26 protein-coding genes are annotated in these 25,723 nt (G+C 66.1%); 16 read left to right on the plus strand and 10 right to left on the minus strand.

What is annotated here, in order from left to right; genetic code table 11:
• Positions 1–22: 22 nt before the first annotated feature.
• From EN857_RS28195 to EN857_RS28210, 4 genes are all read right to left on the minus strand, one after another.
• Positions 23–1,303 carry a GNAT family N-acetyltransferase gene (locus EN857_RS28195; RefSeq protein ID WP_127392138.1) on the minus strand — a complete coding sequence of 427 codons (1,281 nt, stop codon included), beginning with the start codon at positions 1,301–1,303 and terminating at the stop codon, positions 23–25.
• Positions 1,303–2,706, minus strand: a complete 1,404-nt coding sequence (locus tag EN857_RS28200; RefSeq protein ID WP_127392139.1) for a lipopolysaccharide biosynthesis protein — start codon at positions 2,704–2,706, stop codon at positions 1,303–1,305. The genes EN857_RS28195 and EN857_RS28200 overlap by 1 nt, the downstream gene beginning before the upstream one ends.
• 274 nt (positions 2,707–2,980) lie before the next feature.
• Positions 2,981–3,478: a hypothetical protein gene (locus EN857_RS28205; RefSeq protein ID WP_127392140.1), complete on the minus strand. Its 498-nt coding sequence runs from the start codon at positions 3,476–3,478 to the stop codon at positions 2,981–2,983.
• Between the two features lie 417 nt (positions 3,479–3,895).
• Positions 3,896–4,168 carry a DUF4242 domain-containing protein gene (locus EN857_RS28210; RefSeq protein ID WP_127392141.1) on the minus strand — a complete coding sequence of 91 codons (273 nt, stop codon included), beginning with the start codon at positions 4,166–4,168 and terminating at the stop codon, positions 3,896–3,898.
• Between the two features lie 217 nt (positions 4,169–4,385).
• Between EN857_RS28210 and EN857_RS28215 the strand changes: the two genes are divergently transcribed.
• Entirely contained in the window at positions 4,386–6,974 is a 2,589-nt protein-coding gene (locus tag EN857_RS28215) for an AAA family ATPase (RefSeq protein WP_127392144.1), read from the plus strand.
• A gap of 134 nt (positions 6,975–7,108) precedes the next feature.
• On the opposite strand, the gene secA is transcribed toward EN857_RS28215, so the two are convergent.
• On the minus strand, positions 7,109–9,841 hold the full coding sequence (secA, locus tag EN857_RS28220) for a preprotein translocase subunit SecA (protein ID WP_127392142.1): 2,733 nt from the start codon (positions 9,839–9,841) through the stop codon (positions 7,109–7,111).
• 251 nt (positions 9,842–10,092) lie between these two features.
• Here secA and EN857_RS28225 point away from each other — a divergent pair, with 251 nt between their 5' ends.
• The gene (locus EN857_RS28225; RefSeq protein WP_127392145.1) at positions 10,093–11,010 is read left to right on the plus strand and encodes a peptidylprolyl isomerase; all 918 of its coding nucleotides are present in this window, start codon (positions 10,093–10,095) and stop codon (positions 11,008–11,010) included.
• 102 nt (positions 11,011–11,112) lie between these two features.
• Here the strand turns inward: EN857_RS28225 and EN857_RS28230 are convergent, their stop codons facing one another.
• The gene (locus tag EN857_RS28230) at positions 11,113–11,709 is read right to left on the minus strand and encodes a TetR/AcrR family transcriptional regulator (RefSeq protein WP_127392143.1); all 597 of its coding nucleotides are present in this window, start codon (positions 11,707–11,709) and stop codon (positions 11,113–11,115) included.
• Positions 11,710–11,921: 212 nt separating this feature from the next.
• On the opposite strand from EN857_RS28230, the gene argJ reads away from it, so the two are divergent.
• The 5 genes from argJ (at position 11,922) to EN857_RS28255 (ending at position 15,067) form a co-directional block, all read left to right on the plus strand.
• Entirely contained in the window at positions 11,922–13,163 is a 1,242-nt protein-coding gene (gene argJ / locus EN857_RS28235) for a bifunctional glutamate N-acetyltransferase/amino-acid acetyltransferase ArgJ (protein ID WP_128346444.1), read from the plus strand.
• A gap of 29 nt (positions 13,164–13,192) precedes the next feature.
• The gene (locus tag EN857_RS28240) at positions 13,193–13,942 is read left to right on the plus strand and encodes a GNAT family N-acetyltransferase (protein ID WP_127393324.1); all 750 of its coding nucleotides are present in this window, start codon (positions 13,193–13,195) and stop codon (positions 13,940–13,942) included.
• Positions 13,939–14,361 (plus strand): (deoxy)nucleoside triphosphate pyrophosphohydrolase, encoded by a 423-nt coding sequence (locus EN857_RS28245; RefSeq protein ID WP_127393323.1) that lies wholly within the window; start codon positions 13,939–13,941, stop codon positions 14,359–14,361. Before EN857_RS28240 ends, EN857_RS28245 begins: the two co-directional genes overlap by 4 nt.
• Before the next feature lie 103 nt (positions 14,362–14,464).
• Positions 14,465–14,773 carry a hypothetical protein gene (locus tag EN857_RS28250; protein WP_127285210.1) on the plus strand — a complete coding sequence of 103 codons (309 nt, stop codon included), beginning with the start codon at positions 14,465–14,467 and terminating at the stop codon, positions 14,771–14,773.
• Between the two features lie 105 nt (positions 14,774–14,878).
• Positions 14,879–15,067: a Flp family type IVb pilin gene (locus EN857_RS28255; RefSeq protein ID WP_127309173.1), complete on the plus strand. Its 189-nt coding sequence runs from the start codon at positions 14,879–14,881 to the stop codon at positions 15,065–15,067.
• 6 nt (positions 15,068–15,073) lie between these two features.
• Here EN857_RS28255 and EN857_RS28260 read toward each other — a convergent pair whose 3' ends face one another.
• The gene (locus EN857_RS28260; RefSeq protein WP_127393322.1) at positions 15,074–15,946 is read right to left on the minus strand and encodes a methyltransferase domain-containing protein; all 873 of its coding nucleotides are present in this window, start codon (positions 15,944–15,946) and stop codon (positions 15,074–15,076) included.
• Positions 15,947–16,001: 55 nt separating this feature from the next.
• Between EN857_RS28260 and EN857_RS28265 the strand changes: the two genes are divergently transcribed.
• From EN857_RS28265 to EN857_RS28280, 4 genes are all read left to right on the plus strand, one after another.
• Complete coding sequence (locus EN857_RS28265; protein ID WP_135859409.1) at positions 16,002–16,802, plus strand: ComF family protein; 801 nt, start codon at positions 16,002–16,004, stop codon at positions 16,800–16,802.
• A gap of 87 nt (positions 16,803–16,889) precedes the next feature.
• A complete protein-coding gene (gene grxC / locus EN857_RS28270) occupies positions 16,890–17,159 on the plus strand; it encodes a glutaredoxin 3 (protein ID WP_127286042.1) in 270 nt (89 codons plus the stop codon).
• A 2-nt stretch (positions 17,160–17,161) separates the two neighbouring features.
• Positions 17,162–18,022, plus strand: coding sequence for a carbon-nitrogen hydrolase family protein (locus EN857_RS28275; protein WP_127393320.1), 861 nt, complete (start codon positions 17,162–17,164; stop codon positions 18,020–18,022).
• Positions 18,019–18,444 (plus strand): DUF1178 family protein, encoded by a 426-nt coding sequence (locus tag EN857_RS28280; protein ID WP_127393319.1) that lies wholly within the window; start codon positions 18,019–18,021, stop codon positions 18,442–18,444. Before EN857_RS28275 ends, EN857_RS28280 begins: the two co-directional genes overlap by 4 nt.
• A 4-nt stretch (positions 18,445–18,448) precedes the next feature.
• Here the strand turns inward: EN857_RS28280 and EN857_RS28285 are convergent, their stop codons facing one another.
• On the minus strand, positions 18,449–18,934 hold the full coding sequence (locus tag EN857_RS28285) for a MarR family transcriptional regulator (protein WP_128346959.1): 486 nt from the start codon (positions 18,932–18,934) through the stop codon (positions 18,449–18,451).
• A gap of 101 nt (positions 18,935–19,035) precedes the next feature.
• On the opposite strand from EN857_RS28285, the gene EN857_RS28290 reads away from it, so the two are divergent.
• Entirely contained in the window at positions 19,036–19,950 is a 915-nt protein-coding gene (locus EN857_RS28290) for a DMT family transporter (protein ID WP_128346958.1), read from the plus strand.
• Positions 19,951–19,960: 10 nt separating this feature from the next.
• Here EN857_RS28290 and ubiG read toward each other — a convergent pair whose 3' ends face one another.
• Complete coding sequence (gene ubiG, locus EN857_RS28295) at positions 19,961–20,710, minus strand: bifunctional 2-polyprenyl-6-hydroxyphenol methylase/3-demethylubiquinol 3-O-methyltransferase UbiG (RefSeq protein WP_135859410.1); 750 nt, start codon at positions 20,708–20,710, stop codon at positions 19,961–19,963.
• 56 nt (positions 20,711–20,766) lie between these two features.
• On the opposite strand from ubiG, the gene EN857_RS28300 reads away from it, so the two are divergent.
• Together EN857_RS28300 and EN857_RS28305 are read left to right on the plus strand one after the other, a co-directional pair.
• A complete protein-coding gene (locus EN857_RS28300; RefSeq protein WP_135859411.1) occupies positions 20,767–20,952 on the plus strand; it encodes a hypothetical protein in 186 nt (61 codons plus the stop codon).
• Positions 20,953–20,984: 32 nt separating this feature from the next.
• A complete protein-coding gene (locus EN857_RS28305; RefSeq protein ID WP_135859412.1) occupies positions 20,985–21,551 on the plus strand; it encodes a putative glycolipid-binding domain-containing protein in 567 nt (188 codons plus the stop codon).
• Between the two features lie 48 nt (positions 21,552–21,599).
• Here EN857_RS28305 and EN857_RS28310 read toward each other — a convergent pair whose 3' ends face one another.
• A complete protein-coding gene (locus tag EN857_RS28310) occupies positions 21,600–21,896 on the minus strand; it encodes a hypothetical protein (protein ID WP_135859413.1) in 297 nt (98 codons plus the stop codon).
• Positions 21,897–22,116: 220 nt separating this feature from the next.
• On the opposite strand from EN857_RS28310, the gene EN857_RS28315 reads away from it, so the two are divergent.
• Positions 22,117–23,370 (plus strand): aspartate kinase, encoded by a 1,254-nt coding sequence (locus tag EN857_RS28315; RefSeq protein WP_135859414.1) that lies wholly within the window; start codon positions 22,117–22,119, stop codon positions 23,368–23,370.
• An 81-nt stretch (positions 23,371–23,451) separates the two neighbouring features.
• Positions 23,452–25,722 carry a phosphoenolpyruvate--protein phosphotransferase gene (gene ptsP, locus EN857_RS28320; protein ID WP_127309169.1) on the plus strand — a complete coding sequence of 757 codons (2,271 nt, stop codon included), beginning with the start codon at positions 23,452–23,454 and terminating at the stop codon, positions 25,720–25,722.
• Position 25,723: the final 1 nt, after the last annotated feature.

Genomic DNA, 25,723 nt, shown 5'->3' on the forward strand with positions numbered 1-25,723 from the left:
TAAACCGTGCGCCGGCGTTCATCTAGCGCCTTTTCAACAGGCTGCGCATGCGGTTGCGCAGGATGCGCGCCATGTTGCGGGTCTCGCGGTAGAGATGGAGTTGCGAGGCCGCCTGGCGGGCGAGGCGGTCGGCGTCGGGCGACAGCCCGAGCACCAGCGTGCCCATCGGCTTGCGCTCCACCCACAGCCGGCTCATCACCGGATGGTCGGGCACGGCGCAGGAATCGGTGACCACGATGTTGGGGTCGTCGAGATTCTGCCTGGTCACCTCGATCATCAGCAGCGTGCCCGGCGAATAGGCCGACAGGGTCTCGTCATAGGCGGTCTTCCAGGTGTAGGCGACACCGCCCTCGACGAAGACGATCAGGCAAGCGATGGTGCGGCCGTCGAGCGTCAGCGAATGGATGCGGCAGAGATCTTGCTCGGCCAGCCGGTGCACGGCCTCGCGGGCGAAGGCGGCGCGGTAGCGGTCGATCGCCATGGCCGTGCGCTCGCGGCCCTTCCAGCCGGCCGCCTCCAGCGTCAGGAAGGCCTCGATGGCATGGCGGATATCGTCCGGACCGCGCGCGACCAGATGTTCGAGCTGGCCGAGGTCGGCAAGGCGGCGCTTCAATCGGCGGAATTCGCGGTAATGGTGCGAGCGCAGAGACGCCTTGAGGTAATCCTCGGCGTCAGCCTCGCTTTCCAGCACCGGACGGTCCATCTTGCCGGTGGTGACCATGGTCAGGCCGCGCGTGTCGGCGAAGGTGGTCAACAGGCTCGCCACCGGTCCGTCCAGCCGGATGTCGGGCAGCACGAAAACCTTCGGCATCTTGAGGTGCGGCCTGGACAGCATCGAGACGAAATCCTCAATGACGCCGACCGGATCGTCGCGGTCGACCAGCGGCGTGCCGAGCGGGCCGAACGGGCTCGACCAGGTGCGCATGACGGGTACGCCGAGCGGGATCGCCGGCCGCTCGACCGAGAACGGCACCAGCAGGCGCAGTCGGTTGCGGTATTCGTCGCCGTCGCGGATCACCGCCAGTTTGACCTCGCGGTCCTCGAGCCTCGGCATGGCCGGTGCCAGGAAGCGCGGGTTGAAGAAGACGTTGGGCTCGAGGGTGCGGGTGCAGAGATAGTCGAGTTCCTCGACCAGGTCGAAGCCGGCGGAAGCCGGATAGATGGCAAGCTTGCGCTCCGGCCGGTTGTTGGCAAGGATCTCGATATGGGCGGGGTCGGCGTCGCGCGCCAGGCCGGCAAGGCCTTGCACCATGGCGCCGGCCGGACCGCCGCTGGTTTCCTCGAGCAACGGGATGGCGGCCATCAGGCGGTCCCTTTCCTGGCGGTCGCAAAGATCAACATGACGATGCCGAGCTTGCGCCAGACGGTGAAGGAGAGCGCGCTGGCCTCGAAGACCATGGCGAGGCTGGTGGCGATCGCCGCGCCCCACAGGTGGAAGAACGGGATCAAGAGCACGTTGAGGCCGATGTTGAAGGCAAGCGTCATGGCGTAGACGCCGGCGCAGATGTTCTGGTTGCCGCTCATGGTGAGCAGGCTCTCGCAGGGGCCGACGGCGGCGCGCGCCACGACGCCGAAGACGAGCAGGAACAAGAGCGGATAGCCGGCGGTGAATTCGGGGCCGAACAGCACCAGCATCGGCTGCCCCAGCGCCAGCACCAGCAGCGCCATCAAGAGCGAGGGCCAAAAGGTCCACGACACCGTCTCGCGGGCGAAGGCGGCAAGCCGCTCCGGCTCGCCATGGGTGAACTGGGCGTAGCGCTGGGCGACGCCGGCCTTGACGGCGAAATAGACGAAATGCACCAGCGCAAGGGTCTTCACGGTGGCGAAATAGACGGCGACGTCATCGGGATCGAGATAGGCGCCGACCATCAGCACGTCGGCATTGGTGAGCAGGAAGAAGAAGCTCTCGACCAGGAAGATCGGCAGCGAGACCATGAACCATTGCGCGAAATGGACCTTCATCGGGCCGGCCGCCAGCTTGCGGTCGATGCGCGCTGTGACGCCCAAGAACTGGCCGAGCGTGGTGGCGTAGGTAGCGGCGATCGAGGCGAAGATCGCGGTCCTGGCATCGGGCGCATAGCCCGCCGCCAGCATCAGCGCCATGAACACCAGGATCAGCACCGGCCGCACCAGATAGGTCGGCGACAGCGCGAACAGCGCCCATGAATTCGCCCGCGCCAGCCCTTGCAGGAGATCGCCCAGCGCGATCATCGGCAGGCAGATGACGCCGAGGATGAACGGCACGACATAGTAGTTCTCGATCCAGGGCGAGAACAGCCAGACGCCGAGCGCGCCGAGGCCGGCGATGGCCGTCGAGGCGACCAGCACGAACAGCCGGCTCGCCATCACGATGCCGCGCAGTTCGGCGAGCAGGCCGCGCTCGCGATATTCGGGGATGAAGCGGATGACGGAGGTGTGGAAGCCGAGGCAGGCGAGGTTGCCGACGATCACCATCGTCACCCAGACCAGCACGAAGATGCCGTATTCGAAGGAGCCCATCCAGCGCGCCATCAGCACCTGGCTGACGAAGGCGATGACGGCGCTGATGATGCGGATGGTGAAGGCGATCAGCGACATGCGGCCGGCCTCGCCGCGCTCGTCGGCGGTGAACAGCACGGCATCGATGCGGCCAAGCAACGGGCTCACGCGCAGCGCCAAGCGCTGCGGCAAAAACCGCCCGGCAGTCGTCGCCGCGGAAAAGCGCACCCCGATTATTCTCCGTTTTCCGCCTCGTTTCCTGCGTTTCGGTCTAGCGAAAACACATTAAGAAACGGTTGGGTGGGCGCTTCCTTCTCCCCCGTCACCATACGGGGAGAAAGTGCCAGCAGGCGATGAGGGGCGGCGAGAGCTTTCGAAGGATTGCCGTGCGGCGAAACCGGAGAAGGCTGAGGCGATAGAAGACATCAGGCGCCGGCGCCGCCCCTCATCCGGCCCTTCGGGCCACCTTCTCCCCGTGAAACGGGGAGAAGGAAGAGGCGCCTCACATTCCCTTCATCGCGTCGCACGACACGTTGGGGTTCATGTCGGCGAAGGTGCCGGTCGGGTTCTGCTTCCAGGCCCAGACATGCAGCTCGTAGAACGCGCCGAGGCCGTAGCGGTTGGGGGCGCTGTTGAAGTTGAACAGCTGACCCTCGAGCGAAGCCGGACCCTTCGCGGTGATGTATTCGACGGCGATCAGCTTCAGCGTGCCGTCGGCCACCGGCTCGTACATCACCGCCTCGGGCCTGGCGAGGTCGACGGCATCGTCCTTCAGGTAAGCGGCGTTGACGTAGTGGATGCCCATGGCGCCGCCGGTGATGCCGCTGGCGCAGGGGATCGGCGCATAGCCCTCGGCTTTCGCCACCGCGACATCCTCGAAGCGGCTGTCGCCCGCCCGCACCTTGTCGGCCAGCGGGTTGGCATTCTCCGCCTGGGCGGCGCTGGCCGCGGCTATCGTCAGGATGCCGATGAGGCCCCTGGTCCAGATCTGAATGGTCATTTCCTTCTCCGTTTCGTCTAGGACGCGAGAGCAGCAATGCCGGCCGGTGGAAGACCGCACCCTGCCGCGCTGTGCATGTCATTGAAGGCGGCGGGATCGAACGATCCCGCCGTGATGGCGGATCACCGCTGGTGCCATCAATATTCCCAGTAGTCGCGCGGCAGCTCGCGCAGTCCGAGCCCGATGTCGCGCCTCAGATGATCGTCCTGCGGCGGCAGGCGCCGGTTTCGCAATGGCGAGAACAGCGCGGACACGATCCGCCATGCGAGACCGCGCCGGGAGGTTGCGCGGCCGGCTAGCGCGATGGGGACTGCCGTTTCGAGATCGAGCAGCCCGGAAAACCGGCCGCCATCATCGCCCCCACCGTCATCGCCCAGGACAATTTCACGCTCATGGTCGGGTCCGCCCTTCCTTGGATCAATGATAAAAGTAGGGGTCCAGGACCCGCACCTCCGTGATCTTGTCGACCGGCAGGGCGTTCTTCTGCGCCGTGCTGCGGATCGCCTCAGGCGAGGGGGCGTCGTAGATGCAGAAGCTGTGCTTCTTGTCCGGCGACACGAAGGACTGCACCCAGGTCACACCCTTTTCGGCATTGCGCATGATGACGCCGCCGAGCGCGGTGGCGCCGGCGTCGTTCATCGGCACGGTGAGCCCGTCGGGGAATGTCCGTTCAACCAGATAGCGAGGCATGGAATGGCTTCCTTCCTGTGAAATGATTCACGCCCGGTTTGAGCGCGATTGGATAAGAACCACGCTCGTTGAAGACGCGCATCGGAACCTTTCCCCATATTTGCCGGGAAGATTCCCTATGTTTTCGACGTTTGGTCTCGGAGCCACACTGCGGATACCGGGGCTGGGTATGCTGGCGGGATGGACCGGGCGGCGACGAGACCATGGGCCAATGACGATGCTTCTGGAGCGGCAGGCGCAACTCGGGCAGCTGGATCAGCTGCTCTCGGAGGCGATGCAGGGTCGCGGCCATGTGGCGGCATTGCTGGGCGAGGCCGGCGCCGGCAAGACGGCGCTCGTCGAGGCTTTCCTCGCGCGCGTCGGGCAAGGCGCGGCCGTTTTCCGCAGCGCCTGCGAGGACCTTTCGATTCCTGATCCGCTCGGGCCCCTCTACGATCTGGCACGTGATGCGCAATGGGCCTTGCCGCGGGCGATCGACGACCGCCAGGGACAGCGGCTGCCGCTGTTTTCAGACGCGCTCGAAGTCTTCGAGGCGAGGTCGCGGCCAGGCTTGCTGATCATCGAGGACATGCACTGGGCCGACGATGCGACGCTCGACTTCGTGCGTTTCCTGGGCCGGCGCCTCGCCAACACGCATATGCTGCTGCTGTTCACGGCGCGCACCGACCGCAGCGAGGGGCAAATGCGCGTGCGCCGCGCGCTGGGCGAGATTCCATCCGGCAATGTCCAGCGCATCGATGTGCCGCTGCTCAGCGAGGCGGCGGTGCTGTCGCTGGCCGATGCCGCGGGCCGCGATGGCGACGCCATCTACCGGGCCACCGCCGGCAATGCCTTCTTCGTCACCGAACTGCTGGCGGCCGAAAACGTGGCGACGCCGCCGGCCAGCGTGCGCGACGCGGTGCTGGCGCGGGCAGAACGCCTGTCGCCCGGCGCGCGCTCGATGCTCGATGCGGTGTCGGTGTTTCCCCGACGCGCCGATGCCTGGGCGCTGCGCGGCCTGTGCGGTGTCGCCAGTGCCGGCCAGCTCGCCGAATGCGTGTCGAACGGCCTGCTCGACGATCTGGGCGACGGCTATGCCTTCCGGCACGATATCGCCCGCCGCGCCATCGAGATGATGCTGACGCCAAGCCACCGGCGCGCATTCAACCAGCGTGCGCTGTCGGCATTGCAGGAAAACGCCGACGTCGCCACCGCAAGGCTGGTGCATCATGCGGTCGAGGCGCAGAACCTGCAGGCGGTGCGCGAGCTTGCCCCGCTGGCGGCGCGCGAGGCCTCGCGCGTCGGCGCGCATCGCGATGCCGCCGGGCATTACGAGGTCGCCCTGCGCTACGCCGACGCCATGTCGATGGAGGACCGCGCCAGGCTCTATGAGGGCTATGCCTTCGAATGTCATCTCATCGGCCGCATCGACGCGGCCATCGAGGCGCAAGGCCATGCGCGCCGGCTGCAGCAGGCCCTGGGCGACAGGCTCAGGGAGGGCGACAGCCTGCGGTGCCTGTCGCGCTTCGCCTATCTCGTCGGCGACCGCGAGCAGGCGGATTTGTTCGGCGCGCAGGCGGTGGAACTGCTGGAAGCGGCGCCCGCCGGACCAGAGCTTGCCATGGCCTATTCCAATCTCTCGCAACTGGCGATGCTGGCCGAGAAACTCGATGAGACGCTGCTGCTCGGCGGCAGGGCGGTCGAGCTGGCGGAGCGGCTGGACAGGCCGGACATCGTCTGCCACGCCCTCAACAATCTGGGTTCGGCCGAACAATGGCTGGATCTGGCCAGCGGCCGGCTGCATCTCGCACGCAGTCTCGAGCTCGCGCTCGAACAGAACTTCCAGGAGCATGCGGCGCGCGCCTTCACCAATTGCGCCTGCATCGAGATGAACCAACTGGACCTCGCCGAGGCGCAGTCCTTTCTCGAGCGCGGCATCGCCTATTGCGTCGAGAACGATTTGGCGACCTGGCGCGACTACATGCGGGGCGTGCAGGCGCAGCTCCTGGTGCGGCGCGGCCTGTGGGACGACGCAGCCACTGTTGCGCATGACGTCATCGACAATGACGCGACGACCGCGCTGGTGCGCTATCCCTCGCTGGTGGCGTTGGCAAAACTGCGCATAAGGCGGGGCGATCCCTCGGCCGAGCCGGTGCTGGAAGAGATGAAGCGGTTCCTCGACAAGGGCATGGAGCTGCAGCGGCTGGCGCCCTACGCGGCGGTGATGGCCGAACGGGCATGGCTCGGTCAAGGCGACAGGCAGGAAGCGCTTGGCTTGATCGAGCTGGCCGACAGCCTGTCGCCGACGCGGGCGGTGTTCGGCGAACTCGCCATCTGGCGGCTGCTCCTGTCACTCGAAAGCGATCCCGGCGACACGGCGGGAATGGCGGGACCGCACCGGATGCTGCTCGCCGGCGAGTGGCGCGGCGCCGCGGCGCTATGGGCCGGGATGGGCGCTCCCTTCGACCGCGCGCTCGCCCTGTTGCATGGCGACGAGCCGGCGTTGCGCGAGGCGCTCGAAATATTGGAGGGTCTTGGCGCGAGGCCGGTGGCGCAGCATGTCCGCGCCCTGATGCGGCGCAGCGGCGTCAGCCATATTGCGAGAGGGCCGCGCCAGGCGACACGCGCCAACAGCGCTGGCCTGACCCAGCGCCAGATGGAGGTGCTGCAGCTGATCGAGCGCGGCTTCTCCAACAAGCGGATAGCCGAGCATCTGACCATCTCGCCGAAGACGGTCGATCACCATGTCTCGGCGGTGCTGGGCAAGCTGGACGCGGTCTCGCGCGGCGAGGCGTCCGCCGCCGCGCGCGCTTCAGGACTGGTGTGATCGCGAACGGCCGCGCTGCCCCTCATCTGGCCTTTCGGGCCACCTTCTCCCCGTGAACGGGGAGAAGGGAAGGTCGCCTTGTTCTGACGCAATTCCGGGCGGAAAACCGCTTCACACTTTTCCTGGAATTGCTCTCAAGCGAACGCGCCGTGGCAGTGCTTGTATTTCTTGCCGGAGCCGCAGGGGCAGGCCTCGTTGCGGCCGATCTTGCCCCAGGTGGCGGGGTTGTTCGGGTCGCGATCCTCCGCCGCGACGATCGCATTGGATTCCTGGCGCACCAGGAGCGCCGTCTCGCCGCCCTGGAAGTCGTCCTCGCCAGTCGTGCCGTCGATATGGCTGCCGAACATGTCAGGGGCCTCGGGCGGCGGCGCTTCGGCGGCCTGGCGGACCAGCTCGACACGCATCAGCTGCGCGGTAACGGCCTGACGCAGATTGCCGAGCATGCCCTGGAACAGCTCGAAGGCTTCGCCCTTGTATTCCTGCAGCGGATCGCGCTGGGCGTAGCCGCGGAAGCCGACCACCGAGCGCAGATGGTCGAGATTGACGATGTGCTCTCGCCAGAGGTGGTCCAGCGTCTGCAGCACCACCGAGCGCTCGACATAGCTCATCACGTCGGGGCCGAAACGCTCGGCGCGTTCCTTGGCGGCCGTCTCGGCGGCGGCGGTGATGCGCTCGCGGATGTCGTCCTCGGCGATGCCTTCTTCCTTGGCCCACTCCTCGACCGGCAGGTCGAGGTTGAGAAACTCGGCCACTTCGGCCTTGAGGCCGGCGACATTCCACTGCTCGGCATAGGCGTTTTCGGGAATGTTCTTGGCGACGATCTCCTCGATGACGCCGTCGCGCATCTCGGCGACCGTTTCCGACAGGCCTTCGCCGTCCATCAGCTCGATGCGCTGCTCGAACACCACCTTGCGCTGGTCGTTGGAGACGTCGTCATATTTCAACAGGTTCTTGCGGATGTCGAAGTTGCGCGCCTCGACCTTCTTCTGCGCCTTCTCCAGCGCCTTATTGATCCAGGGATGGATGATCGCCTCGTCTTCCTTGAGGCCGAGCTTCTGCAGCATGCCGTCCATGCGCTCGGATCCGAAGATACGCATCAGGTCGTCCTGCAGCGACAGGAAGAATTTCGAGCGACCGGGGTCGCCCTGGCGGCCGGAGCGGCCGCGAAGCTGGTTGTCGATGCGGCGCGACTCATGGCGCTCGGTGGCGAGCACGTAGAGGCCGCCGGCGGCGAGCGCCTTTTCCTTCAGGCGGGCGACGTCGTCGCGGATTGCCTTTTCCTTGGCTTCGCGCTCCGGCCCTTCAGGCAGGTCGCCGAGTTCCTCGGCGATGCGCATTTCGGCGTTGCCGCCGAGCTGGATGTCGGTACCGCGGCCGGCCATGTTGGTGGCGATGGTGATGGCGCCGGGCTTGCCGGCCTGGGCGACGATGGCCGCCTCGCGCTCGTGGTGGCGGGCATTGAGCACTTCGAAACTCTTGAAGCCGTCCTTGCGCAGGCGCTCGGCGAGCTGCTCGGATTTCTCGATCGAGGTGGTGCCGACCAGGATCGGCTGACCCTTGTCGCGCGCGTCCTTGATCTCCTTGACGATCGCCTTGTACTTCTCGTCGACGGTCCGGTAGACCTCGTCGTCCTCGTCCTTGCGCACGACCGGCAGGTTGGTCGGGATCTCGGTGACCTCGAGATTGTAGATGTTGCCGAACTCCTCGGCCTCGGTCAGCGCCGTGCCGGTCATGCCGGCGAGCTTGTCGTAGAGGCGGAAATAGTTCTGGAAGGTGACGGAGGCCAGCGTCTGGTTCTCCGGCTGGATCGCCACGTGCTCCTTGGCCTCGAGCGCCTGGTGCAGGCCTTCCGAATAGCGGCGGCCGGGCATCATGCGTCCGGTGAACTCGTCGATGATGACGATCTCGCCGTTGCGCACGATATAGTCCTTGTCGCGCTGGAACAGCTGGTGCGCCTTGAGCGCATTGTTGACATGGTGGACGATGGCGACGTTCTCGACGTCGTAAAGCGACTCGCCCTTAAGAAGGCCGGCGTCGCGCAGCATGTTCTCGAGCTTCTCGGTGCCCTCCTCGGTGAAGATCGAGGTCTTCTGCTTCTCGTCGATCTCGTAGTCGGCCGGGCCGAGCTTGAGCATGAAGGCGTCGATGGTGTTGTACATCTCCGAACGGTCCTCGAGCGGACCGGAGATGATCAGCGGCGTGCGCGCCTCGTCGACCAGGATGGAATCGACTTCGTCGACGATGGCGTAGCTGTGACCGCGCTGCACCATCTGCGCGCGCTCGTATTTCATGTTGTCGCGCAGATAGTCGAAGCCGAGCTCGTTGTTGGTGGCGTAGGTGACGTCGGCGGCGTAGGCGGCGCGCCGCTCCTCGTCGGAGAGGCCGTGGACGATGACGCCGACGGTGAGGCCCAGGAACTTGTAGATGCGGCCCATCCATTCGGAGTCGCGGGTGGCGAGGTAGTCGTTGACGGTGACGACGTGGACGCCCTTGCCGGCGAGCGCATTGAGATAGACGGGCAGGGTGCCGACCAGGGTCTTGCCCTCGCCGGTGCGCATCTCGGCGATGCCGCCATTGTGCAGCACCATGCCGCCGATCAGCTGCACGTCGAAAGGACGCAGGCCGAGCACGCGACGCGCGGCCTCGCGCACAGTGGCGAAGGCCGGGATCAAGAGATCATCGAGCGAGGCGCCATTGGCGATATCCTGGCGGAACTTTTCCGTGCGGCCGCGAAGCTCGGCGTCGGAAAGCGCCCGCATCTCGTTTTCCATGGCATTGATGGCCTCGACCCGCGGCCGGGTCGCCTTCACCCGGCGATCGTTGGAGGAGCCGAAAACCTTACGGGCGAGACCGCCGAGACTGACCATCCAATGGCCCTTTCGATAGCATTCTTAATCGTTGCGACAGGCACCGGGCGGCCCCATCAAATCCGCGTGAAACGCGGACAAACGCAAAAAGCGCCCGGAAAACGGTTCTGGACGCAAAGTCGTTGGACAGATAAGAGGGGGCTCAAACGATGTCAACGCCGCGCTGGTCCTGCCGACCGCGCCAAATTCCGCCACAATCTGGCCGATCTGAAGCCATTCAGCCAAAGCAATCCCCACCGGAGTTAATCTTGATGACCTTATCGTTCCGCCGTGCGTCGCTCGCCAGCCTTGGCCTGGCATTCGGATTGTCGGCTCTGTCGCTGTCGCCGGTGATGGCGCAGGAAACCGCCCCGGCCCAGCCGGCTGCCCCGGCCGCGGCCGCCAAGCCTGTCGATCCGAACGCCGTGGTCGCGACGATCAACGGCCAGCCGCTGACCGAGGCGGACCTTGGGCTCGCGGAAGGCGAGCTGTCGCAGCAGTTCCAGCAACTGCCGCCGGAACAGCGCCGCGCGGCCGCCCTTTCGGCGGCCATAGAGATCCGCGTCATGGCGGCCCAGGCGGTCGCCACCGGCCTCGACAAGGATGCCGACTTCCAGCGCCGCATGGCGTTCCTGCAGCAGCGCGCGCTGCATGGCGAGATGGTCGAGAAGGGCGTCGTCAACAAGGTGACCGACGCCGAGATTCGCGCCCGCTACGACCAGGAGATCGCCAACACGCCGCCGGTCAACGAGGTGCACGCCCGTCACATCCTCGTGAAGACCAAGGAAGAGGCCGAGGCGATCATCAAGCAGCTCGACGGCGGCGCCGATTTCCAGAAGCTTGCCAACGAGCACACCAGCGATCCGAGCGGCAAGTCCAACGGCGGCGATCTCGGCTGGTTCGGACCGGGGCAGATGGTGCCCGAGTTCGACAAGGCGGCGTTCGCGCTCGAGGTCGGCAAATACACCAAGGAGCCGGTGCAGTCGCAGTTCGGCTGGCACGTCATCAAGCTCGAGGACAAGCGCGCCAAGCAGCCGCCGGCCTTCGAGGAGGTCAAGGACCAGGCCAAGCAGGCCGTCATCCGCGACAAGTATTTCGCGCTGGTGAAGCAGCTGCGCGCCGACGCCAAGGTCGAGATCCCCGACGCCAACTTGAAGAAGGCGGTCGAGACGATCGAAAGCGGCAAGTAAGGCCCGCGACAGCTCATCAGTCATGTGAAGGGCGCCGTTAGGCGCCCTTTTCGTTTGAGGATGGAAGCAAGCGTGTCGTGCCGGCAGCCCGAGCCCGGCCGCTCAGCGCTTGGCGGAAATGCCGGAGATCACATAGCGGACGGCAGTGCGCAGCGTCGCCTTGTCCTCGTCGAGCCGGTTGGTAAGAAGGTGCCTCCAGGCATAGGAGGCGATGAGGTCGGCGACGATGCCGGCATCGACTTCGGGCGCGACCTCGCCGCGCGCCTTGGCGCGCTCGATCACCTGGCCGGTGTGGGCGCGGCGTCCGGTCGCGTAGCCGGCGAGGGCCGCCGCAGCGTGGCTATCCGACTGCGCCTCGGCGATCAGCGATCTGAACACATTGCCCGACGCTGTCAGGCGCCAGTGCGCGAACAGGTTCTTCAGGAAACCGACAAGATCGTCCTCGAGATTGCCGGTGTCGGGGACGTCGACCCGCTTCTGCCGCTGGTAGACGTCGAGCAGCAGGGCGGCCTTGCTCGGCCACCAGCGATAGATGGTCGGCTTGCCGGCCCGCGCCCGGCGCGCCACCGCCTCGATCGAGAAGCCGGAATAGCCGGCCTCCGCCAGCACCGCCTCGGCGGCGTCGAGAATGGCGTCGGCGCTGTCGGGATTGCGCCTGGCGCCGATCGATCTGCGCCCGGTTCCGGCGGCCTCGCCCATCTGCCTTGTCCTTGCCGATATGTCTTGCCCGCAGGATACAAGGCTTCTCGGTGAAACGATACGGCCCGTTCCGGGGCCTCCCCAAATGCGCGGCCGTGTAGGCGTGCTGAGCGGGTTGGCGCGGCCGGCAGGAGCGACGAAAACGCCCTTGCGCCGGCGCGTCGTATCGGGCAAACCGGCCTTCCCCAGCGTTTCCGCCGCCCGAGGTCCTCATGTCCGCAACGATTTCGCCGCTCGCGCCGAAGAAATATCCAAAAATGCCCGCGATCGAGGGCGTGCGCATCGCCACCGCCGAGGCGGGGATCAAATACAAGAACCGCACCGACCTTCTGGCCATGGTCTTCGATCCGGGCACCGCCGTCGCCGGGGTGTTCACCAAGTCAAAATGCCCGTCGGCACCGGTCGATTTCTGCCGGCAGAACCTCGGCGCCGGCAAGGCGCGCGTGCTGGTGGTCAATTCCGGCAACGCCAATGCCTTCACCGGCAAGAAGGGCCGCGCGTCAACGGCGCTGACCGGCGAGGCGGCGGCCAAGGCGGCCGGATGCGCCACGAGCGAGGTGTTCCTGGCCTCCACCGGCGTCATCGGCGAGCCGCTCGATACGGCCAGGTTCAGCCATCTGCTCGCCGGGCTGGTCAAGGACGGCAAGCCCGACCTGTGGACCGAGGCGGCCAAGGCCATCATGACGACCGACACCTATCCGAAGGTGGCGACGGCGACGGTGAAGCTTGGCGACGCCGACGTCACGATCAACGGCATCGCCAAGGGCGCCGGCATGATCGCGCCCGACATGGCGACCATGCTCTCCTTCATCGCCACCGACGCGCCGATCGCCGCACCCGTGCTGCAGGATCTGTTGTCGCGCGGCACCGCCAAGACCTTCAACGCGGTCACCGTCGACAGCGACACCTCGACCAGCGACACGCTGCTGCTGTTCGCCACGGGCGCCGCTGCCAAGCGCGGCGCGCCCGCGATCAGCGATGCCAAGGACGCGCGGCTCGGCGCGTTCCGCCGTGCGCTCGGCAAGGTGCTGAAGACGCTGGCGCTCCAGGTGGTGCGCGACGGCGAGGGCGCGCGCAAGCAGGTCGAAGTCACCGTCACCGGCGCCAAGTCGGCCCGTTCGGCCAAGCGCATCGCGCTGTCGATCGCCAATTCGCCGCTGGTCAAGACGGCCGTCGCCGGCGAGGACGCCAATTGGGGCCGCGTCGTCATGGCGGTCGGCAAGGCCGGCGAGCCCGCCGACCGCGACCTTTTGTCGATCTGGTTCGGCGACAACAGGCTGGCGCATGAGGGCGAGCGCGATCCGGCCTATTCCGAGGAAGCGACCTCGGCCTATATGAAGCGCGACGATATCCGCATCCGCGCCGATATCGGCATCGGCCGCGGCAAGGCGACGGTGTGGACGTGCGACCTCACCAAGGAATATGTCGCCATCAACGGCGATTACCGGAGCTGAGGGCGTTGGTGTCCAGACATCCGGCAAGCATGCTCGCGACCGTCCGCCGCTACGAGGCGGCCGGTTTCCGCGCCTGGCCGGCGGCCGCCGTCCATTATGACGGCACCTGGGTGGTACGGCTGACGGCCGGGCATCCGGCCAAGCGGCTGAACTCCGTCAATCCGCTCGACCCCGGCGACACCCAGCACATCGCCGAGCGCATCGGCCGCGCCAGCCGGCGTTTTGACGCCTATGGCCGGCCGCTGACGTTCCGCATATCGCCGCTGTCAGGCCCTGTCCTTTCCAGACATCTCGACAGCGAAGGCTGGAGCAGCTTCGACGAATCCCTGGTGATGCGGCTGCCGCTGGCCGACGCCCGGCTCGACACGGCCATGGACCAGATTCCGCTGAAAGACATCAGCCGCTTCATCGGCGCGTCGCTGAAGGTCAGCGGCTCGGACGTGTCGCTCAGGCCAGGCCTGTCGGAGATCATCGGCGCCATCCAGCCCGAGGCCGGGCTGTTCGCGCTCGAGGACGGCAACGAGCCGCTGGCGACGCTGATCTGCGTCCATGACGGCGACCTCGCCGGATTGTTCGAGATCGCCACCGACAGATCGGTGCGCAACCAAGGCCACGGCCGCAACCTTATCCTGTCGGCGCTGAAATGGGCGCGGCTGCGCGGCGCGCGGGAGGCCTGGCTGCAGGTCGAAGCCGGCAACGCGCCGGCGCTAGGGCTCTACCGCTCGCTGGGCTTCGAGGAAGTCTACCGCTACCACTATCGTCGGCCGCCCGGCGCATGAGCGAGGTCAAGTCAGCCGGCAAGCGCCTGCTTCTCGTCGCCGCCTGCGCGCTGGTCGACGCGGATGGTCGCGTGCTGCTGGCGCAACGGCCCGAAGGCAAGCAACTCGCCGGCCTGTGGGAATTCCCGGGCGGCAAGGTCGAGCCCGGTGAAACACCGGAGGAGTGCCTGATCCGGGAGCTCCAGGAGGAACTCGGCATCGAAACGGACATCCCCTGTCTCGCGCCGCTCACCTTCGCCAGCCACAGCTACGATGATTTTCACCTGCTGATGCCGCTCTTCGTCTGCCGCCGCTTTCGCGGAATCGCGCAGCCAAGGGAAGGGCAGGGGCTGAAATGGGTGCGGCCGCGCCAGATGCGCGACTATCCGATGCCGCCGGCCGACGCGCCGCTGATCCAGTTCCTCATCGACCTCCTGTGAGAGCCTGGGCGCTGGTTTTAGCCAGCGTTAATGGAAGATTTATCCCGGTGTGGAAAATTGAGGCAAAGCCGGGTCCCGGCCGATTCGCGTGGGGAGCGATTGCATGAGCCTCGACAAAGACTGGGACTCGATCCGGCCGGAGCGCGGCTTTCGCGCCGCCGATGCCGGCATGGGCATATTGCGCATCACGCTTCTGTTCGGCTCGGCCGCGGTGGCGCTGGCCTTAATCGCCGCGCCTTTGCTCGACAGCCAGACCCGGTCAGCCCGCGACGGTTTTGCCGGCGTCGACACGATGAGCACCGGTACGATCGGCCATCGCGACACCTATACGCTGCGCCGCAGCGTCTTGCAGCCTCTGCCCAGTTCGGTCTGCGTGATCCGCAGTGACGGCTCGCGCAGCGGGGAGTGTTGATATAGTTAACAAATTTCGCAGAGACGACCCGTTTCACCGCCTGTTAAGCTTTTGCCGTTAACCTTTCTTAACAGGTAGGAGCTATGGTCCTGGCAAGAGGGATCGATGACCATGAAAAAGCTTCTGCAACAGTTCGTCCACGACGAGAGAGGCGCGACAGCCATCGAATATGGCCTGATCGCCGCAGTGCTGTCGCTTGCCATCGTCGGCGGCGTCGGCAGGGCAGCCAATGCGATACAGTGGCTGTTCAGCGACACCAACAGCCAGCTCGTCAACGCCTTCGCCCAGCACTGATCGGTCTCAACGCCACTGCGGGTCTTCCAGGATCGTCTTCAGCGAAACCTTTGCCGAGCCCGGCTTCAGCGGCTTTTGCTGCGAAGCATCGGGCGCCCAGCCTGACAGCCATACAATCGAGAAGCTCGCCCTGATCCGGCCGTCGGGGTCGGAAAACCGTTGCGCGTAGATCTCGGCGGCGCGGGCGAGGAATTTTCGCGTGCCGGGCCGCCGGCTGCGGTCGACGAGCGCGCTGGTCTCGCCCATGGCTCTGAGGTCGGCGACCAGGTCGAACATAGTGTCGTAGCGGACCGTCACCGTCTCGACATCGGCGACCGGCAGCGCCAGGCCGGCGCGCTGCAGCAGCGCGCCGGCGTCGCGGACATCGGTGAAGGGAGTGACGCGCGGGCTGGCGCCGCCGTAGAGCTCGGTCTCGGCGGCGAGCAGGCTCTCGCGCAATTCGGAAAGCGTGCCGGCGCCGGCCAGGGCGCCGAGGAAAAGCCCGTCTGGCCGCAGCGCCCGGCGGATCTGCGCCAGCATGCCGGGAATATCGTTCATCGCCTGCAACGACAGCAGCGAGACAACCAGATCGAGGCTCTCGGCCTCGAACGGCACCGTCTCCAGCGGCGCGACAAGGCCTGCCCTGTCTGCGAGGAAAGCCGCGTCCGCTTCGACGCGCGCGATCTCCGCCGCCTTGCCGCTTTCGGCGAGCACATCCGCTGCCGCCGGCGTCTGGCAAAACAGCGCGGCCGCCTTGCCGAAGCTGCGCTCGACAGCGCCGAGCCGGTCGGCAAGGTCATCGGCTGCCCGCCGCATCAGGAAATCGGCGCCGCCCACGGAGTGGGCCAGGGCGCGGCGCTTGCGCGCCAGCCAGAGCGAGGTGTCGATGATAGGCTGCAACGGGCAGGTTCCTGTTTTCCGCGCTCCGATTATAGTGGAGCGGCGACGAAACCACGTGGCCGATCCAATGCCGAAGATCAAGACCGTTGAACTCGGGACCATCGCGCGGCGGGCACTGGCCTTGCCGGCGCGCATCCTGTTTCCGCCGGTCTGCGCCGGCTGCCGTCGCCATGTCTCGCAGCCCGGCGTGCTGTGCGGGACCTGCTGGCCGAAGCTCAGGCTGCTGGAACGGCCCTGGTGCGCGGTGATGGGCACGCCGTTCACCCATGACATGGGCGAAGGCTTCCTCTCGGCCGAAGCGATCGCCGATCCGCCGCCCTTCGAACGGGCGCGGGCCGCGGTCGTCTATTCCGGCGTGGCGCGCCAGATGGTGCAAGGCTTGAAGTATCAGGACCGCACGGATCTGGCGCCATGGATGGCGCGCTGGATGCTGCGCGCCGGAGCCGAGCTGATCGCGGAGGCCGATCTCGTCGTGCCGGTGCCGTTGCACTGGCGGCGCTTGTTCAGGCGGCAGTTCAACCAGTCGGCCGAGCTGGCCAGGGCGGTATCGCACCTCAGCGGCCTGCCTTTCTCGCCTTCGGCTGTGAGGCGCGTGAAGCTCACCCGCCAGCAGGTCGGGCTGGAGCGGCAGGACCGCGAGGACAATGTGCGCGCCGCCTTCCGCGTGCCGACCGAGGCGGAGATCGAGATCGCCGGCCGCCGGGTGCTGTTGATCGACGATGTCTACACCACCGGCGCGACAGTGAGGTCGGTGGCCAAGGCGCTGAAGAAGGGCGGCGCCGGAGCCGTCGACGTGCTGACCTTCGCGCGCGTTTTGCCGGGGGACTTTCGGGCCGACGAGTCCGCGACTATATAAAGCGAGAATTGTTGTTTTCGTGCATGTCGTTATCCCGGAAGCGCCACGCGCCTCCAGGCGCGCATGCAGAGGCAGGATTGCTGACTGATGATCGATGTGACGATCTATACCCGGATGATGTGCGGCTATTGCACCGCAGCCAAGCGGCTCCTCGACCGCAAGGGCGTCGCCTATACCGAGCATGATGCTTCCTTCTCGCCGGAACTGCGCCAGGAGATGATTTCCCGGGCGCATGGCCGCACCACGTTTCCGCAGATTTTCATCGGCGACACGCATGTCGGCGGCTCCGACGACCTCCATGATCTGGAGGCGGAGGGCCGGCTCGATGTGTTGCTTGCCAACGGTTCGAGGGCTTGACCATGGGTGTTTTCAAGGCAGCGGCGGTGCAGATGCGTTCGGGCGAGAGCCCGGAGCGCAACGCGGTCGATCTGGAGCGCCTGGTGCGCGAGGCGGCAGGCCTTGGCGCCAGCTATGTCCAGACCCCTGAGATGACCGGCGCGCTGGTGCGCGACAAGGAGGCGCGTGCCGCTTCCTTCACCTCCGAGGACAAGGACATCATCGTCTCGACCGCCAGGAAGCTGGCCAGGGAACTCGGCATTTTCCTGCATATCGGCTCGACCGCCATCCTGCGCGCCGACGGCAAGCTGGCAAACCGCGCCCTGCTGTTCGCGCCGGATGGGGCGACGATAGCCAGCTACGACAAGATCCACATGTTCGACGTCGATCTCGACAATGGCGAGAGTTGGCGCGAATCCGCCGCTTACGAGCCGGGCACCGAAGCTGTCGTCGCCGAGATCGGCGGCGCGAAGCTCGGCTTTGCCGTCTGCTACGATTTGCGCTTCCCGCAGCTCTTCCGCGCCGAGGCGCTGGCCGGCGCCGACTTGTTGTCGGTGCCCGCCGCTTTCACCCGGCAGACCGGCGAGGCGCATTGGCATGTGCTGCTTCGCGCGCGCGCCATCGAGAATGGCGCCTATGTGATTGCCGCTGCTCAGGGCGGATTGCACGAGGACGGTCGCGAGACCTATGGCCATTCGCTGATCGTCGACCCGTGGGGCCGCATTGTCGCGGAAGCGGCGCACGACCAGCCGGCGGTGATCGTCGCCGAGATCGACCCGGCGCAGTCGCTTGCCGCGCGCAGGAAGATCCCCAATCTCAAGAATGCGCGCGAGTTCTCGGTCAATGCCGGCGAGGCGCCCCGCCTCAGGGGTGCCGCCTCTTGATCCGTTTCTCCCTGATCTGCGAGCATGAGCACGAATTCGAGGCGTGGTTCCGGAGCAACGACGATTTCGACACCCAGAAGAAGCGCGGGTTCGTCGACTGCCCGAACTGCGGCTCGCACAAGGTCGACAAGGCGCTGATGGCGCCGGCCGTCTCGACCGGGCGCAAGCAGGAAAAGATCGCGCTCGCCATGGGCGAGGCGCAGAAGCAGGCGTTGGCGCAGTTGAAGGCAATGGCCGAGAAGGTGCGCGAGAATGCCGACTATGTCGGCGACAAATTCGCCGAGGAAGCGCGCAAGATCCATTTCGGCGAGACCGATCCGCGCGGCATCTATGGCGAGGCGACGGTCGACGAGGCAAAGAGTCTGGTCGAGGATGGCGTCGAGTTCATGCCGATCCCCAGCTTTCCCGACGACCGCAACTGAGCATTCAGCTCAGGCTTCCGATCAGCTTTCCAAGCAGACTGGCCAGTGTCTCCCGCTCTGGCGCGGTCAGTCCGGCGAGGATTTCATGTTCGTTGGCGACATGGGCGGCGAGTGCCTCGTCGGTCAAGGCCAAACCCTTTTCGGTCAACCGCACCACCACGCCGCGGCGGTCGCTTGGATGCGGCGCGCGTTCGATCAAACCGGCCTTCTCCAACCGGTCCAGCCGGGCGGTCATGGCGCCCGAGGTCACCATCGTCGCCTCGTAGAGATCGGTCGGCGTCAAGGCGTAGGGCGTGCCGGAACGGCGCAGGGTCGCCAGCACGTCGAACTCGCCTTGCTGCAATCCGAAGCGAGCAAACAGCGGCGCCAGGCGCTCGCGCGAGATCAGCGAGGCGGCTTCGTTCAGCCGTCCGATCACGGCCATAGGCGAGACGTCCAGATCCGGCCGTTCCCTTTGCCACTGCTCGATCGCCCTTGCCGCCCGATCCATCTATCTCACCGAAAAGTATCTTGACATAAAGAATCTTTGCACTATGTTATCGCAAAACACAATAGCGGCCAAGCGCTGCGATTGAACGACGGGACCATCCGATGAAAATTCTCTGGGATTCGGCGGCCGGCCTGTTGGTCGTCACCGGCGGCCTGCTCGGCCTGACGCTGCCGTTCGGCAAACTGGCGACGGCGGCCGGCGTTCCGGCCATGGTCTGGGCTTTCGTCATCTCGCTCGGCGCCGGCGGCGTGCTGTTGCTGGCGCTTCTGCTGCGCGGCGAACGCATCCGGTTGACGGCGCACAAATTACGCTATTTCTTCGTCACCGCCGCCGTGTCCTATGCGGTCCCCAATTTGCTGATGTTCTCGGCCATCCCGCATCTGGGAGCCGGTTACACCGGCATCATGTTCACGCTCTCGCCCGTCGTCACGCTGGTGTTCTCGATCCTGCTCGGCGTCAGGCGGCCAAACCTGCTCGGTGTCGTCGGCATCGCGGTCGGCTTCGTCGGCGCGGTGATGGTGGCGGTCACGCGCGGCGAGGCCGGCCAGCCGGCCGAGTTCTTCTGGGTGGCGGTCGGTTTGCTGATCCCGGTCAGCCTCGCTGCCGGCAACATCTACCGCACCGTCGACTGGCCCGAAGACACCGGTCCGATCGAGCTTGCCGTCGGCAGCCATCTGGCCTCGGCGACCCTGCTTCTGATCGGCATTCTGACGCTATTCGGCTGGCAGGCATTCGCTCCGCTCGGCAGCGTGCCGCTGGTGGTCGCCGGACAGGTGGCGTCGGCCTCGGCGATGTTTGCCTTCTTCTTCCGGCTGCAAGCGGTCGGCGGTCCGGTCTATCTCAGCCAGATCGGCTATGTCGCGGCCGCGGTCGGCCTGTTTGCCGGCACGGTTTTCCTTGGTGAGCACTATCAGTTGCTGACGTGGATGGGTGCGGTGATCATCACGATCGGCGTGTTCATCACCACAAAGGCGCAGAACCAGACGAGCTTGAAGATGCGGAGCCAGGCAGCCTGACAGGGCGAGGTCAGACCGAGGCTTTTTCGGCCAAGACCATGTAGTTGACGTCCATGTCCTTCGACCGCTGCCAGCGGTCGGCCAGCGGATGGTAGACGACGCCGGTGCGATCGATGATGGTCAGGCTGGCCGCGCCGAGGGCTTTTTCCAGTTCCTCCGGCCGTACCAGCTTGCCGAACTGGTGGGTGCCGCGCGGCAGCCAGCGCAGCACATATTCGGCGCCGATGATGGCGAGGCCGAGCGCCTTCAGCGTGCGGTTGATGGTGGCGACGAACATGATGCCGCCGGGTTTGACCATCTGGCCGCATTTGGCCACGAACAGGTCGATGTCGGCGACATGCTCGACCACTTCCATGTTGAGGATGACGTCGAATGTCTCGCCGGCGTCGGCGAGGTCCTCAGCCGTGGTGGCGCGGTAATCGACGCTGACGCCGACCTCGGCCGCGTGAAGCTTCGCCACTTCGATGTTGGTGGCGGAGGCATCGGCGCCGACCACTTCGGCTCCGAGCCGCGCCATCGGCTCGCACAGCAGACCGCCGCCGCAGCCGATGTCGAGGAAGCGCAGGCCTTCGAACGGTCTGGCCGCGCGCGGATCGCGGCCGAAGCGCGCCGCCACCTGGTCGCGGATATAGCCAAGCCGCACCGGATTGAACTTGTGCAACGGCCGGAACTTGCCGTTGGGGTTCCACCATTCGGCGGCCAGCGCGGAAAAGCGTTCCACTTCTCCGGCATCGATCGTCGACCGTCGGGGCTCTGGCATGGGCGGATCTCCTGGCGCATGACCCCGAAAATCGCATTCGATTTTCGGAAAGGATCATGCGCAAAATCAAAGTGCTAGGAAGTCGGTTGCCGGGCCGCGAATGTCAAGGCGGCTTTTTTCGACTGCTGCCACGAGCGAACAGCGAGTCTGCGCGCGCCGGCGGTCGGGCGGAGGCGTTCTGTCAGCACATGGCAGTTTCGTCGGCCCGCAACGGCAACGGCATTGCCCTGACGGACGAATGATGAGGCATGATGTTTCAAACAGGAGCGTGATCATGCGCCCGCACACTTCGATCCTATGGCGGCGGCTCGAGCTGGAAGGGCACGATGCCTGCCTGCTTTCCGAGGCGGACGACGGTTGGAAGCTCAGGGGCCATGCGCTCTTCGTCCATAACGGCAAGCCGTGCAGCCTCGCCTATGAAGCCGACTGCGATTCCGGCTGGCGGACGCGCTCGGCGCGCGTCGACGGTTTTCTCGGCGCGGAAACCCTGCACTTTGAGATCGAGCGGCTTGCCGATGGCGGCTGGACGCTGAACGGCGCCGGCCAGGCGGAGGTCGCCGGCCTGATCGACGTCGATCTCGGCTTCACGCCCGCCACGAACCTCCTGGCGATCCGCCGCTTCGACCTCGGGGTCGGCATGTCGACGCCCGCGCCGGCCGCCTATCTGGCCTTTCCCGAACTCAGGCTGATGCGCCTCGAGCAGAGCTACTGGCGGCTCGACGATACTCGTTACGGCTATGATGCGCCGATGTTCGGCTACAACGCGATCCTGGAAGTTTCACCGGCTGGTTTCGTCCTCGACTACCCCGGCCTGTGGCGAAGCGCGGCGCGGCTGGAATGAGGATCGGCGTACCAGCAGGCCAGGAATTCGCCGGCAGCGGGATCAAGGTCAGACGGCGAGCGCCACCGCCAGATGCTTCATGTCGACGCTGGCGGGATCGATGGCCCGCATCGCCTGGCAATCGCCGATCTCGGCCATGATCCGACCGGCAGCGGCAAGCGCCTGCTCGCGGCTCTGCCAGCGCACCAGATCGACCCAGCCGCCGTCGTCCTGCCTGGCCAGGCAGCGGCTGAGGAAACCGGGCTGCCGCGCCAGCCAGTCGCTGAGCAGGCCGTTGCCGGCGACAAAGCCCGCTTCGGCTCCGGGCTTCAGCCGGAAGGTGACGATTTCCAGGGTCTCGGCCATCTATCCTCCTCGTTGTCGGGCTTCCAGGCTCATCTATCGCATGACCTGGTGCTCAAATCTGTCAGCAACCCCGATATTTTCAGCGGGAATCGTTGTTGCGCGCCATCGCTTGCGAAATCCTGATCATTTGGCTAAGGAGGCCGCGCATTCAGCACCCGGCCTGGGCCGGCGTGTTTTTCGGCCCCACGGCCCAGCATCCAGTCAAAGGCATTTCGTTTCCATGGCGCGCATCGTGATGAAATTCGGCGGAACCTCCGTCGCCGACATCGCCCGCATCCGCAACGTGGCGCGCCATGTCAAACGCGAGGTCGACGCCGGCCATGAGGTCGCGGTCGTGGTCTCGGCGATGGCCGGCAAGACCAATGAACTGGTCGGCTGGACGCGCGAGGCCTCGCCGATGCACGACGCGCGCGAATATGACGCCGTAGTCGCCTCCGGCGAGCAGGTCACGGCCGGTCTCCTGGCGATCACGCTGCAGAACATGGGCGTTCATGCCCGCTCCTGGCAGGGCTGGCAGATCCCGATCAAGACCGACAACGCGCATGGCGCGGCGCGCATTCTCGACATCGACGGCGGCTTCCTGATCAAGCGCTTCGGCGAGGGCCAGGTCGCCGTCATCGCCGGGTTCCAGGGCATCGGCCCGGACAACCGCATCGCAACGCTCGGCCGCGGCGGCTCCGACACCAGCGCCGTGGCGATCGCGGCGGCGGTCAAGGCCCACCGCTGCGACATCTATACCGATGTCGACGGCGTCTACACCACCGATCCGCGCATCGAGCCGAAGGCGCGGCGGCTGGCCAAGATTTCCTTCGAGGAAATGCTCGAAATGGCCTCGCTCGGCGCCAAGGTGCTGCAGGTGCGCTCGGTCGAGCTTGCCATGGTGCACAGGGTGCGTACCTTCGTGCGGTCGTCCTTCGACGATCCCGACGCGCCCGGAATGGGGGATTTGCTCAATCCGCCCGGAACGCTTATTTGCGACGAGGAAGAGATCGTGGAACAGCAGGTCGTCACCGGAATTGCCTACGCCAAGGACGAGGCGCAGATTTCGCTGCGCCGCGTCGGCGATCGCCCCGGCGTTGCCGCCGGCATCTTCGGGCCGCTGGCCGAAGCCAACATCAATGTCGACATGATCGTCCAGAACATCTCCGAGGACGGCAAGTTCACCGACATGACCTTCACGGTGCCGTCGGGCGACGTCGACAAGGCGCTTGCGGTGCTGGAGCGCCTGAAAGCCGATGTCGGCTATGACGTGGTGCAGTCGGAAGCCGGCATGTCGAAGGTGTCGGTCATCGGCATCGGCATGCGCAGCCACGCGGGTGTCGCCGCCACCGCCTTCAAGGCGCTGGCCGACAAGGCGATCAATATCCGCGCCATCACCACTTCCGAGATCAAGATTTCGATACTGATCGACGGTCCGTATACCGAATTGGCGGTTCGCACTTTGCATTCCGTCTACGGTCTGGATAAGCAATAGCAAGACTGAATCAGTTGTTGCGTGAGTGCCGGGCGCGGCGGAAACTGCGCCGGCAAGGACTCTATTGGAGAAGAAGCCGCGATGCGTGATACGGCCAGTGGCCCGCGCGTTCTGCTGAAGCGGCTCCGCGAGCTCATGCAGGAGCCGCTGGAGCCGCAGGAGCGGCTCGACCGCATCGTGCGCGACATCGCCTCCAACATGGTCGCCGAGGTGTGCTCGCTCTATGTGCTGCGCGCCGATTCGGTGCTCGAGCTCTACGCCACCGAAGGTCTCAATCCGAACGCCGTCCACCTGGCGCAGTTGCGGCTCGGCCAGGGTCTCGTCGGCACCATCGCCGCCAGCGCACGGCCGCTCAACCTTTCCAACGCGCAGGAGCATCCGGCCTTCGCCTACCTGCCGGAGACCGGCGAAGAGATCTACAACTCCTTCCTCGGGGTGCCAGTGCTCAGGGCAGGGCGGACGCTTGGCGTGCTCGTGGTGCAGAACAAGACCATGCGCCACTACCGCGACGATGAAGTCGAGGCTCTGGAAACGACGGCAATGGTCATCGCCGAGATGATCGCCACCGGCGATCTCGCCAGGCTGACCCGCCCGGGCCTGGAGCTCGACCTCCGCCGCCCGGTCAGCTTCACTGGCCTCTCGTTCAACGAAGGCGTCGGGCTCGGCCATGTCGTGCTGCACGAGCCGCGCATCGTCGTCACCAATCTGTTCAACGAGGACAGCGAGGAGGAAGTCCGCCGGCTGCAGGCCTCGCTCGGCTCGCTGAGGCTGTCCATCGACGACATGCTGGAGCGCCGCGAGGTCGCCTTCGAGGGCGAGCACCGCGAGGTGCTCGAGGCCTACCGCATGTTCGCCAACGACAGCGGCTGGGTGCGCCGGCTGGAGGAAGCGATCCGCAACGGCCTGACGGCGGAAGCAGCGGTGGAGAAGGTGCAGAGCGACATGCGCGCCCGCATGCTGCACATGACCGACCCCTATCTGCGCGAGCGGATGAGCGATTTCGACGACCTTGCCAACCGCCTGCTGCGCCAGCTGATGGGGCGCGGGCCGGAGGATGTCGCGGCGTCGCTGCCGAAGGATGCCATCCTCGTCGCCCGTTCGATGGGCGCCGCCGAGCTGCTCGACTATCCGCGCGACAAGCTGCGCGGCGTGGTGCTGGAGGATGGGGCGGCGACCAGCCACGTCGTCATCGTGGCGCGCGCCATGGGCATTCCCGTCGCCGGGCAGATGAAGGGCGCCGTTTCGATGGCGGAAAACGGCGATGCCATCATCGTCGACGGCGAAGAGGGCACGATCCATCTCAGGCCGCAGCCCGACCTCGAGGCCGCCTATGCCGAGAAGGTGCGCTTCCGCGCCCGCCGGCAGGAGGTCTATCGCGAGCTGCGCAAGAAGCCGTCGGTGACCAAGGACGGTGTTGCGGTCGACCTCCTAATGAACGCCGGCCTCGCCGTCGACCTGCCGCAGCTTGCCGAGTCTGGCGCGGCCGGCATCGGCCTGTTCCGCACCGAGCTGCAATTCATGGTCGCCTCGACCTTCCCGCGCGCCGAAGCGCAGGAGCGGCTCTACCGCGACGTGCTCGAAGCGGCGCGCGGCAAGCCGGTGACCTTCCGCACGATCGACATCGGCGGCGACAAGGTGCTGCCCTACTTCAAGGGCGCTCTGCAGGAGGAGAACCCGGCGCTTGGCTGGCGGGCGATCCGGCTCACCCTCGATCGCCCGGGCCTGCTGAGGACGCAGATCCGCGCCTTGCTGAAAGCTTGCGGCGGCCGCGAGCTGAAGCTGATGCTGCCGATGGTGACGGAACTCGGCGAGATCGCCCAGGCGCGCGAGATCATCGATCGCGAGGTCAGGCATCTGTCGCGCTTTGCCCACCACTTGCCGACCAGCCTGAAGCTCGGCGCGATGCTCGAAGTGCCGTCGCTGCTGTTCCAGCTCGACGAGCTGATGAAGGCGGTCGACTTCGTCTCGGTCGGCTCCAACGACCTGTTCCAGTTCGTCATGGCGGTCGATCGCGGCAACACGCAATTGTCCGACCGTTTCGACACGCTGTCGGCGCCGTTCCTGCGGGTGCTGAAGCAGATCGCCGATGCCGGCGCCCGCAACCACACGCCGGTGACGTTGTGCGGGGAACTCGCCGGAAAACCGATATCGGCGATGGCGCTGATCGGCCTCGGCTTCCGCTCGATCTCGATGTCGCCGGCCTCGATCGGCCCGGTCAAGGCGATGCTGACGGAACTGCCGCTCGACGAATTGCAGGCCTTCTTCGCCGACAATCTGATGGCGCCGGCGCAAGGGCTGCCGATGCGGGCGCTGCTGCAGGCTTTTGCCGACGACCGCTCCATTCCGCTATAGA

The organism is Mesorhizobium sp. M4B.F.Ca.ET.214.01.1.1, assembly GCF_004791545.1.
In the GTDB taxonomy this organism is placed as follows: domain Bacteria; phylum Pseudomonadota; class Alphaproteobacteria; order Rhizobiales; family Rhizobiaceae; genus Mesorhizobium; species Mesorhizobium abyssinicae.

Bases quoted from the DNA above. Each gene is read 5' to 3' on its own strand.
- EN857_RS28315 (WP_135859414.1), top strand. From the start codon at position 22,117: ATGGCGCGCATCGTGATGAAATTCGGCGGAACCTCCGTCGCCGACATC.
- EN857_RS28210 (WP_127392141.1), bottom strand. From the start codon at position 4,168: ATGCCTCGCTATCTGGTTGAACGGACATTCCCCGACGGGCTCACCGTG.
- EN857_RS28290 (WP_128346958.1), top strand. From the start codon at position 19,036: ATGAAAATTCTCTGGGATTCGGCGGCCGGCCTGTTGGTCGTCACCGGC.
- EN857_RS28305 (WP_135859412.1), top strand. From the start codon at position 20,985: ATGCGCCCGCACACTTCGATCCTATGGCGGCGGCTCGAGCTGGAAGGG.
- EN857_RS28240 (WP_127393324.1), top strand. From the start codon at position 13,193: ATGCTCGCGACCGTCCGCCGCTACGAGGCGGCCGGTTTCCGCGCCTGG.
- EN857_RS28205 (WP_127392140.1), bottom strand. From the start codon at position 3,478: ATGACCATTCAGATCTGGACCAGGGGCCTCATCGGCATCCTGACGATA.
- EN857_RS28195 (WP_127392138.1), bottom strand. From the start codon at position 1,303: ATGGCCGCCATCCCGTTGCTCGAGGAAACCAGCGGCGGTCCGGCCGGC.
- secA (WP_127392142.1), bottom strand. From the start codon at position 9,841: ATGGTCAGTCTCGGCGGTCTCGCCCGTAAGGTTTTCGGCTCCTCCAAC.
- EN857_RS28230 (WP_127392143.1), bottom strand. From the start codon at position 11,709: ATGGGCGAGGCCGCCGGAACCGGGCGCAGATCGATCGGCGCCAGGCGC.
- EN857_RS28225 (WP_127392145.1), top strand. From the start codon at position 10,093: ATGACCTTATCGTTCCGCCGTGCGTCGCTCGCCAGCCTTGGCCTGGCA.
- EN857_RS28250 (WP_127285210.1), top strand. From the start codon at position 14,465: ATGAGCCTCGACAAAGACTGGGACTCGATCCGGCCGGAGCGCGGCTTT.
- ptsP (WP_127309169.1), top strand. From the start codon at position 23,452: ATGCGTGATACGGCCAGTGGCCCGCGCGTTCTGCTGAAGCGGCTCCGC.
- EN857_RS28275 (WP_127393320.1), top strand. From the start codon at position 17,162: ATGGGTGTTTTCAAGGCAGCGGCGGTGCAGATGCGTTCGGGCGAGAGC.
- grxC (WP_127286042.1), top strand. From the start codon at position 16,890: ATGATCGATGTGACGATCTATACCCGGATGATGTGCGGCTATTGCACC.
- EN857_RS28285 (WP_128346959.1), bottom strand. From the start codon at position 18,934: ATGGATCGGGCGGCAAGGGCGATCGAGCAGTGGCAAAGGGAACGGCCG.
- EN857_RS28255 (WP_127309173.1), top strand. From the start codon at position 14,879: ATGACCATGAAAAAGCTTCTGCAACAGTTCGTCCACGACGAGAGAGGC.
- ubiG (WP_135859410.1), bottom strand. From the start codon at position 20,710: ATGCCAGAGCCCCGACGGTCGACGATCGATGCCGGAGAAGTGGAACGC.
- EN857_RS28215 (WP_127392144.1), top strand. From the start codon at position 4,386: ATGCTTCTGGAGCGGCAGGCGCAACTCGGGCAGCTGGATCAGCTGCTC.
- EN857_RS28310 (WP_135859413.1), bottom strand. From the start codon at position 21,896: ATGGCCGAGACCCTGGAAATCGTCACCTTCCGGCTGAAGCCCGGAGCC.
- argJ (WP_128346444.1), top strand. From the start codon at position 11,922: ATGTCCGCAACGATTTCGCCGCTCGCGCCGAAGAAATATCCAAAAATG.
- EN857_RS28245 (WP_127393323.1), top strand. From the start codon at position 13,939: ATGAGCGAGGTCAAGTCAGCCGGCAAGCGCCTGCTTCTCGTCGCCGCC.
- EN857_RS28300 (WP_135859411.1), top strand. From the start codon at position 20,767: ATGCGCAAAATCAAAGTGCTAGGAAGTCGGTTGCCGGGCCGCGAATGT.